The sequence below is a fragment of the Nonomuraea sp. NPDC050556 genome (genome assembly GCF_044457355.1).
GTDB lineage: Bacteria > Actinomycetota > Actinomycetes > Streptosporangiales > Streptosporangiaceae > Nonomuraea.
Genome location: NZ_JBITGU010000001.1, coordinates 1,893,144 through 1,907,989, shown reverse-complemented (window position 1 = coordinate 1,907,989; position 14,846 = coordinate 1,893,144). Strand labels below are relative to the sequence as shown.

Annotated in this window: 13 protein-coding genes; 4 read left to right on the top strand and 9 right to left on the bottom strand. The window is 67.2% G+C overall.

Going from position 1 to position 14,846, the window contains the following annotated elements; translation table 11 throughout:
- The first annotated feature begins 5 nt into the window (after positions 1-5).
- Both ACIBG8_RS09640 and ACIBG8_RS09635 read left to right on the top strand, forming a co-directional pair.
- Entirely contained in the window at positions 6-503 is a 498-nt protein-coding gene (locus ACIBG8_RS09640) for a SigE family RNA polymerase sigma factor (protein WP_397342199.1), read from the top strand.
- Positions 500-1,564 (top strand): CU044_5270 family protein, encoded by a 1,065-nt coding sequence (locus tag ACIBG8_RS09635; RefSeq protein WP_397342198.1) that lies wholly within the window; start codon positions 500-502, stop codon positions 1,562-1,564. Before ACIBG8_RS09640 ends, ACIBG8_RS09635 begins: the two co-directional genes overlap by 4 nt.
- A 111-nt stretch (positions 1,565-1,675) precedes the next feature.
- Here the strand turns inward: ACIBG8_RS09635 and ACIBG8_RS09630 are convergent, their stop codons facing one another.
- The 8 genes from ACIBG8_RS09630 to ACIBG8_RS09595 all read right to left on the bottom strand — a co-directional run bounded on the left by ACIBG8_RS09630 (position 1,676) and on the right by ACIBG8_RS09595 (position 10,139).
- Positions 1,676-1,819 carry a hypothetical protein gene (locus ACIBG8_RS09630; RefSeq protein ID WP_397343957.1) on the bottom strand — a complete coding sequence of 48 codons (144 nt, stop codon included), beginning with the start codon at positions 1,817-1,819 and terminating at the stop codon, positions 1,676-1,678.
- Positions 1,820-2,036: 217 nt separating this feature from the next.
- A complete protein-coding gene (locus ACIBG8_RS09625; RefSeq protein WP_397342197.1) occupies positions 2,037-3,827 on the bottom strand; it encodes an alpha-galactosidase D in 1,791 nt (596 codons plus the stop codon).
- A gap of 163 nt (positions 3,828-3,990) precedes the next feature.
- The gene (locus ACIBG8_RS09620) at positions 3,991-4,845 is read right to left on the bottom strand and encodes a carbohydrate ABC transporter permease (RefSeq protein ID WP_397342196.1); all 855 of its coding nucleotides are present in this window, start codon (positions 4,843-4,845) and stop codon (positions 3,991-3,993) included.
- A 1-nt stretch (position 4,846) separates the two neighbouring features.
- On the bottom strand, positions 4,847-5,821 hold the full coding sequence (locus ACIBG8_RS09615; RefSeq protein ID WP_397342195.1) for a carbohydrate ABC transporter permease: 975 nt from the start codon (positions 5,819-5,821) through the stop codon (positions 4,847-4,849).
- Positions 5,821-7,098, bottom strand: coding sequence for an ABC transporter substrate-binding protein (locus tag ACIBG8_RS09610; protein WP_397342194.1), 1,278 nt, complete (start codon positions 7,096-7,098; stop codon positions 5,821-5,823). Before ACIBG8_RS09610 ends, ACIBG8_RS09615 begins: the two co-directional genes overlap by 1 nt.
- 29 nt (positions 7,099-7,127) lie before the next feature.
- A complete protein-coding gene (locus ACIBG8_RS09605) occupies positions 7,128-8,291 on the bottom strand; it encodes an ROK family protein (RefSeq protein ID WP_397342192.1) in 1,164 nt (387 codons plus the stop codon).
- 729 nt (positions 8,292-9,020) lie between these two features.
- Positions 9,021-9,923: a helix-turn-helix domain-containing protein gene (locus ACIBG8_RS09600; protein ID WP_397342190.1), complete on the bottom strand. Its 903-nt coding sequence runs from the start codon at positions 9,921-9,923 to the stop codon at positions 9,021-9,023.
- An 18-nt stretch (positions 9,924-9,941) separates the two neighbouring features.
- Positions 9,942-10,139, bottom strand: a complete 198-nt coding sequence (locus tag ACIBG8_RS09595; RefSeq protein WP_397342189.1) for a hypothetical protein — start codon at positions 10,137-10,139, stop codon at positions 9,942-9,944.
- Positions 10,140-10,866: 727 nt separating this feature from the next.
- On the opposite strand from ACIBG8_RS09595, the gene ACIBG8_RS09590 reads away from it, so the two are divergent.
- Positions 10,867-12,012 carry a hypothetical protein gene (locus ACIBG8_RS09590; RefSeq protein WP_397342188.1) on the top strand — a complete coding sequence of 382 codons (1,146 nt, stop codon included), beginning with the start codon at positions 10,867-10,869 and terminating at the stop codon, positions 12,010-12,012.
- A gap of 355 nt (positions 12,013-12,367) precedes the next feature.
- Positions 12,368-13,177, top strand: coding sequence for a class I SAM-dependent methyltransferase (locus tag ACIBG8_RS09585; protein ID WP_397342187.1), 810 nt, complete (start codon positions 12,368-12,370; stop codon positions 13,175-13,177).
- Positions 13,178-13,240: 63 nt separating this feature from the next.
- On the opposite strand, the gene ACIBG8_RS09580 is transcribed toward ACIBG8_RS09585, so the two are convergent.
- On the bottom strand, positions 13,241-14,725 hold the full coding sequence (locus tag ACIBG8_RS09580) for an alpha/beta fold hydrolase (protein ID WP_397342186.1): 1,485 nt from the start codon (positions 14,723-14,725) through the stop codon (positions 13,241-13,243).
- Positions 14,726-14,846 lie beyond the last annotated feature (121 nt).

Below are 14,846 nucleotides of genomic sequence, written 5' to 3'. Positions count from 1 at the left end.
GCCATGTGAGTGATCCAAAGGAAGACGCCGCCTACGCCGCCTTCGTCGAGGCGGCCTGGAACAGGCACATGGCGGTCGCCATCCTCCTCGCCGGCGACCGTCACCGAGCTGAGGAACTGCTCCAGGACTGCCTGGTGCGGCTGTACGTGCGATGGCGGCGAGTAGGCTCCACCGACCCGCACGCCTACCTGCGACGCATGCTGGTCAACGGGAACGTCAGCTGGTGGCGGCGGCGTCAGCGGGAACAACCCACTGCCAGCCCGCCTGAGCACGCCGATCCACGGTCCGGGCCGTACGAGCCACACGAGGATCTACGGCGCGCGCTGCTCTCCCTGCCGCGCAGGCAGCGCGCCATCGTCGTGCTCCGGCACTACGAGGACATGACGGAGAAAGCGGTCGCGGAGGCCCTCGGCTGCACGGTCGGCACCGTCAAGAATCAGCACTTCAGAGCGATGGCGCGGCTGCGCACGGCTCTTCGGGAAAGCCAGGAGACAGCACGATGAACGACGATCAGGACCAGCTCGCACAGGCATTGCGGACCCTCGCTCATCGGGAACCAGTCACACCCGCACCGGTGCCGGAACTGGTGCGCCGAGGACGCCGGGCCAGGCGGACCCGCGCCATGGCGGGTTCCATCGCCGCGACAGCCCTCGCCTCGGCAGCAGTCGTCGTAGTTCTGGGCACTGGCGGAGTCAGCCCCGCCGGCACGCCCATGAGTACGGCACCGACCGCGAGCGCACCGCTCACCGCAGACGGTTCTCTGGACGCCCGCTCCGTCCTGCTGGCCGCGGCCGAGACCGCCGCCCGCGAACCGGTCACGTCGGGCTCCTACTGGTACACCCGTGAACGCACCTCCCAGCCGGTGCACTACCTGCCAAGGCGGGAGAAGATCCCGTTCTCGGCGACCGTGGCGAGCACCCAGGAGAGCTGGTACGCCAGCGACAAGGGAGCGCCCAGCCGAACCGTGACCGGCCAGAATGCGAAGGTGATCTTCGCCTCCCCGGCTGACGAGACGAAGTGGAAGCACCTGGGCTCGCCCCCCTTGGCCCAGGAGAAGTCGTCGACCAACGACTACGACGTGCAACTCTTCCATCTGATCGGCAATCACCGCTTCACGGCCCAGCGCCTGCTCGAGCTGCCGACCAACAAGGACAGGCTGGAGAGCCGGCTGCGGCGGCTGTTCGACGAGGAGTCCCGAAGCGACTGGTGGCCGGCCAAGCCAGAGTTCACCGAGTACGTGTGGTCGGCGGCGCAGGACTTGCTGGCCGGTCCGATCAGCCCTGGGACCCGCGCCGCCCTCTACCGGGTGCTTGCCGAACTGCCCGCGATCAAGTCGCTGGGAGAGGTCACCGATCCGCTGGGCCGTACCGGGATCGCCCTGTCACTGACCACGGCAGACAAGGGGGACGGTGCGGGCGAGTCACGACTGATCGTGGACGACGACACGGCGGAGCTACTCTGCCGCGAGATCCGCCTCCAAGGGCAGTCGGCGCCGTCCTCGCAGGTCACCTACGAGGACATGGGCTGGGTCAGCGGCCTGGGCGAGCGTCCTGGCACCAATTGACGCTTGCAACGGATCGGAGATCGGATGCCTTTCTCGCTGCGGCGCGGGCGCGTTCCCGGAGTTGGGCGGCCAGCACGTCGGATGGCGCGACGGAGGTTTCGTCGTCAGGACTCAGTAGGCGGACGGCCCCCGCCCACTGAGGGTCCAGGCAGCCCGCCGATAACGCACCGTACGCTTCGTGCCTCGCCGCACGATGCGCTGCAGCTTCTGGCCTTCTTCGTCCGTGAGCCTGCGGACCTTGACGGGTTGTGTCACCGGGCCTCCCAAGCGCTCAGCACCATCCAACTGGCAGGAGCGTCCTACGTGCCAACCTGGTGATCGTTTCCGGTCACAGCAGTAGCCCTTATGGTCGCTGGGGAGTGGAAGGGGCCGCGCCGCTGAACCTGCCTGAGAGCAACGGTCACTCGAGTGGCGGCCCGCTAGGAGGTGGGTTCCGGACCGGCCGTTAATGTGGCCGGTCCGGGGGGTGGGGTCAGCTCGTAACGGTGATTTTGTCGAGGTCGGGGCCGTAGCCGGTGCCGCTGTCGAGTGTGATGGTGTTGTTGCCGGTTTGGAGGTTGGCGGTGATGGTTTTGGTGCCGGGGGTGTTCCAGCCGCCGGTGGAGGTGAACTGGAGGGTCTGGGTTCCGGTGCCGTTGATGGTTATGGTCGCTGTTCGGGAGTTGTCGCCTGCGGTGTAGGCGAGGGTGAGGTTGTAGGTGCCGGCGGTGGGGGCGTTGATGGTGCTCTGGATGGTGCTGTTGGCGTAGAAGTTGCCGACTTTCGCGCCGCCGGAGCAGGCCGGGCAGCCGACGACGACGGCGTTGCCGGTGCGGGTGGCGTTCTCGGCCTCGAAGGACGTGCCGGTCGGCGGGGTGCCGCCGGGGGTGACCCTGATCAGGCGGGAACCGTGGGCGGGCAGGGTGGCGGTGAAGCCGGTGGCCTGGGTGCCGAGGTCGGTGCGGGTCCACATGTCGCGGACGTTGGAGGCGTTCCCAAAGCCGAGGTCGCCCCAGGTGACGGTGACGTTCGTGGTGGAGCCGCCGAGGTTGAACAGGCCGATGGTGTAGGTGCCGTCGGCGTTCTTCGCGACCCAGGTCTGCTGCGAGGCGCCGGGCTGGCGGGGCCTGGCCGGGATGCCTGCCTGGTTCTGGGCGATGACCTCGGTGTTGGTGAGCAGCGACAGCCCGTACGCGTCGAGCTTGGTGAGGTCGTCACCGATGTACAGGGGAGCGGCGGCGATGGCCCACAGGGTCATGTAGGTCTGGCGTTCGGTCTGGTTGATGCCGTCCATCTGGCCGTTGCCGACGTTGATGGAGTCGAAGTCGACCCAGCCGCCCGGCTTGACGTGGTTCAGCCACTGGGCGGTGCCGGCGTCGAATCTGGCCTTGACGGAGTTGTCCCAGGTGACGAGGGTGCTGCAGTAGCACTCGACGTCGGTGTGGGCGCGCCAGGCGTTGGCGTACTTCTCCCAGGTGGCGATGCCGGAGTAGTCCAGCGGCCATGCGGAGATCTCGAAGACGATGTCGCGGCCGGAGGAGATGAGAGCCTGGGACATGGCCTGGACGTCGGGCCGGTTGTCGTGGTTGGAGTCGTTCTTTCCCGAGCCGGGGCCGACGCCGTCGAACTTGAGGAAGTCGGCGCCGAGGTCGGCGAGCATCCTGCCGAGGGAGTCGACGTACTTCTGCGCGCACGGCTTGGAGTAGTCGATCTTGTAGGAGGAGTCCCAGCCGTTGGTGCTCCGCAGGTCGGAGTAGACGATCTGGTGGGTGGTGCAGCCGGGGGCGCCGGCGATGGGCAGGTCGCCCTTGTCGTAGGAGGCCTTCTCCAGGCCGACGGGCAGGTAGAGGCCCGCTTTGAGGCCCTTGCCGTGGATGTAGTCGATCATCCACTTCATGCCGCGGGGGAAGCGGGTGAGGTTGGCGGTCTGACGGCCGTTGCCGTCGTAGCCAGGCGTCCAGTCCCACGCCGACCACCAGCCGGCGTCCATGTTGATGCGGTCGTAGCCGTACTGCTTGAGGTTCGCGGCCATGTAGTCGGCCTGCTTGATGACGTTGGCCTCGTTGAGGTAGCTGTAGTCGCCGTTGGGGTTGAGGCCGGGGTACTTGCTGGACTGCTGGCTCCAGCTGCTCCACCCCATGTAGGGCTTGGGCGCCAGGCCGTTGTCGGCGGCCTGGGCGGGTGTGGCGGCGACGGTGAGGCTGAGCGCCACGGCGCCGGTCGCCGCCGTGATGGCGGCCAGAGGTACGGCGAGCGTTCTGCGGATGCGCAGGAATCGTTGCACGGGGGTCTCCTCGAAACGGGGGGTGGGCCGTGGAGAAGGGTGGGGGTGGCTGCGGCCCATGACGCCACCCCCACGTTCAACTGGTCGTGTTCCTTGCACGAGGTGACGTGGGCCGCACCGTCATGGGGAACCGGAGTGGGGGAGCAGGACTTCGGAGCAGGGGTCAGTCTTTGAGGCCGCTGGCGGTGATGCCCTGGACGATGAACCGCTGTGCGACCAGGAACATCAGGGCGAGCGGGACGATGGTGACGACGCCGCCGGCGAACAGGCCGGGCAGGTTGATGGTCTGGGAGGTGAGGAACGTCGACAGGGCGATCTGCGCGGTCCAGGAGGAGGGGTCCTGGCCGACGACCAGGGGCCACAGGAAGGCGTTCCAGCTCTCGATGAACGACAGGGCGCCGAGCGAGGCGATCATCGTGATCGAGTTGGGCAGCACGATGCGGAGGTAGACGCCGAGGTGACCGAGGCCGTCAATGCGTCCCGCCTCTTCCAGGTCGGGCGGGAACCGCAGGTAGAAGCTGCGGAACAGCACGACGGAGAAGGCGTTGAACAGGCCGGGCGCGATGATGCCCCACTGGGTGTCGACGCCGCCTAGCGCGTCGATGACCAGGAACGTGGGAACGAAGGTGACCGAGGCGGGGATCATGAGGGTGCCGACGACGAACACGGTGACGGCGCGGCGGAAGGGGACGTCGAGGCGGGCGAGGGCGTACCCGGCCATCGATCCCGTCATCGTCGACAGCGGCGCGGTGATCACCGCGATGAGCAGGGAGTTCCGCAGGGCGTGCGCGAACGGCAGGGACGGGTCGGTGAAGAGGTCCGTGTAGTTCCCGAGGGTGAGCGGGTCGGGCCACCAGGACCAGTCGAGGCTGGTGACCTGGTCCTCGGTCATCAGGCTGTTGCGGACGATGACGTAGAACGGGGCCAGGAACACCACCGACAGCAGCCCCAGCAGCGTGTACTTCGCCACCGACGCGACGAGGCCCGCGTCGGGGCGGTGGCGCGCGTGAGTCGCCATATCAGTTTCTCCGTCCGAAGCCGACGACCCTGCCCTGAAGGAGCGTGACGGCGACGATGATCGCGGTCAGGATGAACGCGCCAGCGGAGCCGACCCCGTAGTTCTGGTCGCCGAGCGCGGAGTCGTAGAGGTAGACGAGCGGCGGCCGGACGGGGGCGGAGGCGTTGCCGGCCTGCCCGGTGTTGAAGAGGTTGAAGAACTCGTCGAACGCCTGGAAGGCGTTGATGAGGATCAGCATCAGGATGGCGGCGCTGGTGGGCCGCAGCAGCGGGAAGGTGATGTGCCGGAAGGTCTGCCGGCGGCCGGCGCCGTCCAGGGCGGCGGCCTCGTACAGGTGCGGCGGGATCGACTGCAGTCCGGCCAGGAACAGCACCATGTACAGGCCGAGCTGGAGCCACAGCCGCAGGGTGACGATGACGATCCAGTACAGCGGCGGGTCCGTGCCGGACAGCCACGGCTGCACCTCCATGCCCAGCAGGGCGCCGATCGCATTCGCGACGCCGGAGGGCAGCCCGTTGAACAGGCACATCTTCCAGATCAGCGCGGCGGCTACATAGGAGACGGCCGCAGGGAGGAGGAACGCGGTCCGGAAGTAGGCCTTGCCGCGCATCACCGAGTTGACGCCGACCGCCAGCGCGAGGGCCAGGACGAAGGTGACCGGGACGATGAACAGGGTGAACCCGGCGATGGTCGTCAGCGAGGACCTGAACGCCTCGTCCTGCAGCAGGAAGGTGTAGTTGTCGAACCCGACCCAGTGTCCGGGGGTGAGGGTGCCGCGCGCCTTGTTGAAGCTGAGCAGGAAGCTCCACCCGATCGCGAGGTACTTGAAGATCCCCAGCCCGATCACCATCGGGCCGGTCAGCAGAACGAACGCCCCGACCTTCCGCCAGTCGGTCCGTCGCCGGCGTGGGCGGGTGCCGCGAGCGGCCGGACGCGGAAGCGCCCGGCGGTCGCGGGTGAGCGCGGGGACCGACATCAGGCGTTCTGCTTGTCGAGCTCGGCCTGGCAGGCCTTGGCGGCGTCCGCCAGCTCGGCCGCGACGTCCGCCTTACCCTTGGCGATCTTCGCGCAGGACTGGATGAACGCGGTCGTGGTCGCCTTGTTCCACACCGGCGGGAAGGAGTGGCCGTACTGCTGGGACAGGGCGACGGTCTCCTGGGCGGGGCCGGAGGAGAACGGGGTGGTCTGCGCGGCGACGCTCTTACGGGAGGGGACGTGGAAGCCGTAGCTGACGCACCAGTCCTTCTGCAGGTCGGCCTGCTGGATCCACAGCCAGTTCGCGTATTTCTTGGCCGCGTCCACGTGCGGGCCCTTGCCGTTGACGAGGTGGTACCAGCCGCCCACCCGCACCGCAGGGGAGCCGGAGCCGCCGAACGCCGGCCAGGGGACGACGCCGAAGTCGTCGCCGAGCTTCTTCTTGATGTCGGGCATCGCCCACAGCCCGCACCAGTGCATCGCGGCGGCGCCCTGGACGAGCGCGCCCGGGTCGAACCAGTCGGTGGTGAAGCCCTGGAGCAGCGTGCCGGAGGAGTTGAGGTCCTTCAAGGCCCCGATCGCGGCGGCCGCCTCGGGGGTGTTGAAGGTGACGGTCCTGCCGGACGGGTCGACGAGGTCGCCGCCGGAGGACCACAGCAGCAGGTACGGGACGTCGCCGACGCCGTCGCTGCCGATGAACAGGCCCTTCTGCTTGCCCGAGGTCAGGGATTTCGCTGCGGCCAGCAGCTCGGTGAAGGTCCGCGGCGGGACGATGCCGGCCTTGTCCAGGACGCTCTTGCGGTAGTAGAGCATCATGACGTCGTCCATCATCTTGACGCCGTAGACCTTGCCGTCGACGGTCGCGGTGTCCAGCGCCGACCTGGCGTAGTCGGAACGGACCGGGCCGATGATGTCGTCCAGCGGCGCCAGCAGCCCGCTCTTGACGTTGGAGGCGCGGAAGTCGCCGATCTCGAACAGGTCAGGGGCGCTCGAGGACAGGAGCGCGGAGTTCAGCCGGGTCTCGTAGTCACCAGCGATCCAGCTGATCTTGATGGCGACGTCCGGGTTGGCCTTGGTGTAGGCGGCAGCGTACCTCTGGACGGCCTGCTGGGTGCCCGCTTCTCCGTAGGCGTGGTACCACTGGCTGAGGGTGATCTTGGTTCCGCGGGCGGCGGAATCCTTGCCGTCGTCGCTGGAGCCGCAGGCGGTGGCGGCTCCCGCGACGAACAGCACCGAGGTGCCGGCCAGGAAGTTTCTCCGGCTGATGGCGTTTGCCATGTCGAGTCCTTCGGGGGGTGGGGTGGAGGTCAGGGGGTGAACAGGCTTTGGACGGCGACCGCGGCGGCTCCGCGCGCCCATTCCTCGAACGGCAGCGGGCGCAGGAGGATGTCGCAGTGGGCGGCGCTGCCGAAGGCCTGGGCGGCGAAAGCGGCGCGGAGCCGTGTTTCCAGCAGGTCGAAGGAGGCCACGCCCTCACCGGACACGACGACCTTCTGCGGGCCGAACAGGTTCACCAGCGCCGCCAGGCCCAGGCCGATCGCGTGCCCGGCGCGGCCGAAGATCTCCCCGATCCGCTCGTCCCCGGCTCGGGCGGTCTCGACGGCCTGCTCGATGGTCAGGTCCGGGTTCCCGGTGGTGGTCCGGGCAGCGTCGACGATCGCCTGCGTGGAGGCGATCGCCTCCACGCAACCGGTCCCGCCGCAATGGCACAGCGGGCCGGCCTGGGAGACCGGGACGTGCCCGATCTCCCCGGCCACACCGTGCGCCCCCGAGACGAGGCCGCCGTTGACGACGAGCCCGGAGCCGATTCCCGCCCCGACCGTGACCACGGCGAAGGTGGACGCGCCGACGCCGTCACCGAACCACTGCTCGGCCATCGTGAGGGCCTTGACGTCGTTCTCCAAGGTCACGGTCAGGCCGGTCGCGTCCTCCAGCAGATCGGCGAGCGGAACATCCCGCCAGCCCAGGAACGGCGAGTAGCGCACCGTCCCCGACTCGCGGTCGACGTCACCGGACAGGGCCACGCCCAGGCAGTGGCTGCGCTCCCGGTAGTCGCCTGAGTTCAGCAGCTCGGCGACGAGTTCGGCGACCGCGGCCACGACGTGCTCGACGCCGTGACCGGCGAGCGCGTGGTGGCGGGAGCTGCGGACTTCGGTCCGCAGATCGGTCATGACGCCGATGAGGTCATCGCCGGTGATCTTGACGCCGACGAAGAACTCCCGGTCGGGGCAGATCGCCAGCGGGCTCGCCGGACGGCCCGCACCGGGACCGGTTCGCTCACCCGAGGCCAGCTCCTCCAGGTAGCCCGCCTCGATAAAGGGCCGGAAGGCCTTGGTCACGGCGGCCGAGGACAGGCCGGTACGGCGGGTCGCCTCCACCCGGGACAGCGGGCCCTGGGTGAGCACCAGCTCGAACAGCGTCGCCGCGGCGGGGCTGGTGATGGGAGCCCTGGCAGGTGTGATGCGTGGCATGCCCGGTACGGTACGACCAATAAATTAACTTCGTCAATAATGTATTTCTGGCGGGTTTCGTTCTACGCTTCGCAGACCACCGCTGCTCTCGTTGGAGCGCCCTTGTCTCCTACGCCTTCTGTCGGTTGTGGCTGCTCAGCACGCCGGGCAGCTGTTACGTGATCCGGCTGGATTCCGACGACGCCCCACGCAACGTGTATTGGGGGACACCGGCGACCTCCACCACGGCCTCACCCCCCACCTCCCCCGCGCCCTCGAGGTCTGACCGACGCCATGCCGTCGTCGCCTGGAGGTTGGAGTCACTGACCGCGCTGATAGGGCGAGGGCATTCCCAGATCCGCCAGCTGGCCAGTGGGCGACGGCGTCGGAAGAGGAGGTTGTGCATGGGCAGGGGATGCAGGCGTGCTCGTGGCCGCAAGGCGTTCCGTAGGGCCGATCACAGGTGCCGGGTTCGCCCTCTCGTTTGTCGAGGTTTCTCTGCGCTATGGCTGGGGGGTGATCGTGCGGAGGCTCTGGTTCGCGGCAATCCAGAGGTGGGCCATGCGGCAGGGGCATGGACTCCTCACCGTGAACCTCGGGCAGGATTCCGGATGGTGAGCTGAGCCCAGGGCTGTGGCCTGCTTGAAGTTGTCACTGTGGGGCCTTGACCAGCCCGCTCTGGGAGGCAACCGCGGCTACGCAGGGCGCGGATCTGGCTTCCCCTGCTGGTGAGGCGGTGAAGCGCCTCACCTACCGGGTGCCATCACGTAGCGGGAGCGGGTAGGTCGCACTGCCGTCGTACAGTGCGTCGTAGATCGATAGGTGAGGGTTATGCGTGTCGCGGTCGGGGTGGGGTGGGCGCACGGACCCGTCGGTGTAGTGGGTGGATTCCCAGGGCTGCGACCATGCCTCGCGCGTGGTGCGCTTGGCCCCTGTCCTTGACGTTGCCGCCGATCTCGACGGGGTGATGGTGACGCGCCGGAGGGGCCGTTTCCCAAGGTTCAACGCGTGCCGGGCGTCCTGCCAGTCTTGCAGGTAGAGACCACGCTCGGCGGCGGTCATTCTGCCGTCTGCCAGGCAGCACGCTTCGACGAAGTCGGCAATCAGGTCCTCGCGTGGCAGCTGGTTACTACGCAGCATCTCCGACACGGTGCTTCGAGGGAGCGCGTAGAGGCGGCCTGGCTCGCCGGTCCTGTCAGCCAGGATGCGGGGCAGAGCGCGTAGGGAGGCCCCTGCCCACGATCGGAGCGCGTTCAGCGCCCGGACGAACTCGCCTGCGGTGGTGGTGGCGAGCGGATCAGGTCGGGTGGTGCGTGACTCAGTCGAAGTGCGCTTCGCCACGACCGAGGGCGGCTGGAAGCTGGACAGGCCTTTCATACGCATGGGCGGCCGTTTGCGTGCGCCCTTGGCGCGAACCAAGAGGTTGCGAAACTGCGACACCTCGCCGTTGCAGGCCTCGACATAGGCATAGGTGACCTGCCACGTGGGCAGCTTCCGGCCGGAGGCTGCCTCTGACAGGACCGACTGGCTGTAGCCCGTCCGTTCCGACAACTGCCGATAGGTGAGCCCCGCGCGGAGGCGGAGCTCACGCAGTTTCGCAGCGAACTGGCCCGTGAGCCCTCGATCGGAGATGACGGTCTCAGGGCGCCCCATCGCGTGCGCGCAAGGGGCCTAAGCGCCGACAGACCGGGTGACGAACGCGCGCGCCACCTCGCCGGCCGTTAGCCCTGCTCCCAGGGCGGTGCCGAGTGCCACCGGCACGGGCATTCCATGGCTGATCAGGATGACCACGAAGGTCAAGACGAGAATCAGGATGACGATTTTCGAGACCTCGCCTGGCAGGCAGGCGTGGGATACGGACGAATCCACCGAAGAGCTCCTTCCAGTTATGGCCCGGACTCACAGAGACCGCCACGACGCGCTCCGCTTGATCACCTTCTTGCGGGTCTTCGTCCGGGTTGCCGCCCTCGAAGGCCCAGGTGTCTGGCGGGGAATTGCACGTCAGCGCGACCTCTATGGGAGTGATTGTGCCTCTCGGTGACGGCATGGTCAGGAGGGGAAACTCGATCCGGACAAAGAACGATTCCGAACAACTCGTCTCGGAGGAGGTGCGCCTATCATGCTGGCAGAAGGGGTTGTTCGGTTGTTCGGGCTGTCCGGCCTGGGCAAATACTTCCGGACAATCCTTCTAAGTTGGGCCTCAAAGGTGCAGTAATAGGGCGCAAGCCGAACGTCGGCAACGACCTTCGGTACTTCGCTTCGTCCACTGTTGGCCCGGACGTCTCGGAGCAGCAAGAGGCCCTCTGTTGCCGCAGAGGGCCTTCGTGTTTCTTCCAGCTGATCTGACGCTATGGTCGCACAGCTGATAGGCGAGGTCGCGAATACCGCCCGCTTCGACCTGCCGCGCGAGGCTGGGCTGAGCGTCCGCCGCCAGCGCACTCGATGGGCTCGGCGTCCGGCCAGGGCGCCACCACCCTGCTTCTGGCCACATTCGAGGACCCCGAACCGAATAGTGCCATAGAGGTCGAGGGTCTATCCTGGGCAAATGCGGCTTTGGAGGCGCCAGGCAACGCAGAATCCGGTCCTAGCTGGGCATATGCAGCAATTCTTTCGCAACGTTCATCAAAGCGACGATCCTGAACAGGTGGCGAAGAAGTATGCGGCATACTTCTGGGACCAGAACGCGGCAACGTTACGGGACGCACGCTCGCTCGACGAACAACAGTTCGACGTCAGCCTTAGCTTCGGGGCGCGGGACCTTGCCTCCATCACCAAACGCGTCTCGCTCGTCTGCGACACTCTTCTTTTTTCAGACATTAGGGGCGGAAAATACCACGAGATCGGGCGATCTGGACCCCGCTACGACCCCAAGGTGAAGCACTGGGTTAAGTCGGATCATCCGGGGGTTAATCCGGCCGATTTGCCGGCGCAGCTCCATTGGACCCTGATGGAGCAAGAAGAACGTAAGCGAGAGTGGCGCGAAGACTACTTCGGGATCAGGACGCTCGATCTGGCGCAGCTCGGGAGCTGGATTCTCGAGGCAGAACCCCTCCTGCGAGCGGGTCTGGCTTGGTATCTACCCAACTACTGCCTGCGCACTCAGTGGGTGAAGAACGGGCGCCCAGCCGGGAAGCCCAGGTCGATCCACCAGGCTCAGGCGGTTGACTTTCTCCTCCAAGGGCGGCGCGCGGTTGAGGCGTCCGGCCAGGTCCCGGTCAAGAGCCGGATTGTCCGACCGATCCTGGAGATCAAGCTGCCGTTCATCGAGGGAGTAGGACTTCGGGACTTCAGCAAGATTACGGTCGACGAGTTCGGGTCCTACGACCGGTTTCGCAATTACCTGCGCACGAAATTCCTTGAGCTCGACCAGGCTCATGACGCCGTTCAATCCGAACTAGCCCTAACCCGGATTGGCGAGGAGATCCGGGCGCAGATCCACGAATGCCAGGCCGAGATGGCCAAGATCCATAGAACCCGATCGGTCGCCGCAACAGGCGCCTTTCTGGGGGCGGCGGCGGCAACACTCACTGCTGTGTACGGTCCAGCTCTTGCCGCAGCACTCGGGGTCGTAGGTGCGACCGGTGGACTCTGGGGCGTGGTTCAAGCGGTCAGCCAAAACAGCGTTCGGACAATTCGCGACGGCAAGTGGTACTACATCTGGACCGTGGACCAGGCGTACGAACAAGGGCGGGCGAAGAGCTACGCCCGTAACCAACCCAAGCGCTCAAGGACCCGATATTAGGACCGTCCCGATCCGCGCAACGGAAGCGGGTTGTACACGATTTCGTTGCGCACATAAGGACGGTCAATCCACAGCAGAGATGATCACTCTGCCCAGCTGAGCAGCTCGGCTAGCCGTCCATCGGGAACCGCGATGGCGCGGACTCTCTACGACTGGGTGTGGCGGCGGAGGGTGAACCAGGTCAGGGCGCGGTCGAGGGTTTTGGTGATCGTGGTCGGGTGTGAGTGGGACCAGGCCGCTTGGGCTTTGGGGGGATGAGCCTGCAGGTTCTCACGCACCCCGTGCGCCTGCCACCGAGCGGTCCGCCCCGAATATGGTTCGTCCCGCCCGTTGGCCGACAACTAGGGTGTCCGCCATGCAGGACGAGGTCTACCACTACAACGAGGAACGCTGGGAAGCCCTTGTGGAGGCGGAGGCGTTGTTCACCCGCCCCATGCTCGACCTGGACGCGGAGAAGGCTCGGGCCTACCTGGGCCTGGAGAGGCTGGCCATCCCCGGCGACCTGGCGGGTCGGAGGGTGCTCTGCCTGGCGGGAGGAGGCGGGCAGCAGTCAGCCGCCTTCGCTCTGCTCGGAGCCGACGTGACGGTTCTCGACATCTCATCCGGGCAGCTGGAGCGGGACCGCTTGGCCGCCGAGCACTACGGCGTCGGCGTCCGCACGATCCAGGGTGACATGCGGGATCTGTCGGCCCTCGACGACTCCTCGTTCGACCTGGTCTGGCATCCGTACTCGCTGACCTTCGTCCCGGACTCCCGGATCGTCTTCCGCGAGGTCGCGAGAGTCGTCGACGAAGGCGGCTCCTACTACCTGATGTGTGCCAACCCGTTCTTCTCCGGGCTTACCCACCACTCGTGGAACGGGGAGGGCTACACGCTGAAGCACCCCTACACCGACGAGGCCGCGACCTCCTATCCCGACCAGGACTGGGTCTACGCCGGCCGCCACATCCGCGAACCCGTGGAGTACCGGCAGACACTGAGCCGGATCGTCAACACCCTGATAGGGGAGGGCTTCGTGCTGATGCTCCTTTCCGAGGTCCGAGGCGACTACCCGGGTGCGGAGCCGGGCAGCTGGGCGCACTTCACGGGGGTGGCCCCGCCATGGCTGGAATTCGTCTGGCGGTACGGCCCGGCATCCTCAGAAGGTGGGGGCGTCCGAGGGTAGGGGCGCCGTTAACGCGCTTCTCGGCCAGGTTCCGCTGGATCCTGGCCGAAACCCACCCCGAACTCAGCTGGGGATCGCGCTGCCGGGGCACCCCTTGCCGATCCCGCCCGTTTCGAAGTACCGCACAACCTCAGCCGCGCACTCGGGCACCCGCGTGGTCGACACATGTACGTCGTCGGCCACCGTAAAGACAGCACCGCCGATGGCCCGGCGCGTCTGCAGCGTCCACTCGTAGACGGACATGAACTCATAAAGGTGTCCGGCCAGCACCAGCGACCCGCTGCCCCGATGCAACGTGACCTCCTGCGCCGGCAGCGGCCAGCCGGGGCACTTGACCCCACCCAGCCCCCAGGACCGTCCGGTCACCGGATGGCGTTGGACGAGCTGCCGGTAGGCGCGCCAGGCAGTGTCGAAGTCGGCCCGGCTGCTGTCCTCGTTGCACGTGACCGCCCAGTTCATGGTCATGTTCAGCATTTCAGGGGCGCCGGGCACGGGCGCCCCCATCCCAGCGCCGAAGATCTCCTTGACGGTGGGAACGTCCTCCGCGGCCTTGAGCTCGGCCAGCGCCTTGCCCGCACGTGCCCAGTCGGTCGTGGTGAGCTTGGCCAGATCGGCGACGGCCGACCCGTCGATGGGCCGTTGCAGGCCTGGGAAGGTCTTGGGGTTCCTGTCGTAGTCGCGGACCAGCTCGGCCACCTCCTCGCGAACCTGCCGGGCGGTGGCGCCCAGGCCGTAGGTCTCATCGCGGCGGGCCAGCCAGGCGGCCATCCGGCCGAAGTTGCGTTCCGCCGCCGCCGCGCTGTCCTGGATGTGCTCGTCGAACCGGGTCCACGGCGGCGCGACGCTGTCCAGGAAGACCCGCCTGGCGCGCCCGGGGAACTGGCTGCGGTACACCATGCCCAGGTAGGTGCCCCAGGAGAAGCCGAGCAGGTTGAACGTGCGCTCGCCCAGAGCGGACCGCACCAGGTCGAGGTCCTTGGCCACGGTGGCGGTGGTGAGCTGGCCGAGGAAGGCGGGGTCGGAGTCCCCGCACTGCCGGTTGGCTGCGACCTGAGCGTCGTAGATCTGCCTGGCCGACTCCTGCGTCAGCGCTCCTGGCTCCCGCGGGCCGAGCGGAGACATGGGGCAGGCCACCTTGGTGCTGTAGCCGACCCCGCGCGGGTCGAAGCCGATGATGTCGTACCGCTCGTTGAGCTTGGCCATCTCCTTGTTCCTGAGCGCCACCCGCAGGATCGGGTCCAGGTAGCCGCTGTTACCCGGTCCTCCGGGCAGGATCGCGGTGGCACCGATCCTGTGGGCCTTGTCCGTGGCGGCCAGCCGGGTCACCGCGATGTCGATCTTCCGCCCGGTGGGGTCGTCATGATCGAGCGGTACGGTGACCGTCCCGCACTCCATGCGCTTCATCAGGGTACGGAAGGCCGGAATCTGCCCCTCTTGCAGGCGCAGGCTCCTGATCACCTCGTCGGAGTACGTCGGACACGGTTTCCACCGTACGGCGGGGCCCTCCGACGTGGGATGCGCCACCTGTCCCGCGATCGCCAAGGCCACGAGTGCTGCTCGGAATGTCATGGGCACCAGTAACGGGTACGCGGTGCTAGATCACGATAAGCGGTCAACGGACTCTTCCTGACCCTGCTCTACCCCACCCATGCCAGAGACGCCGAGCGCA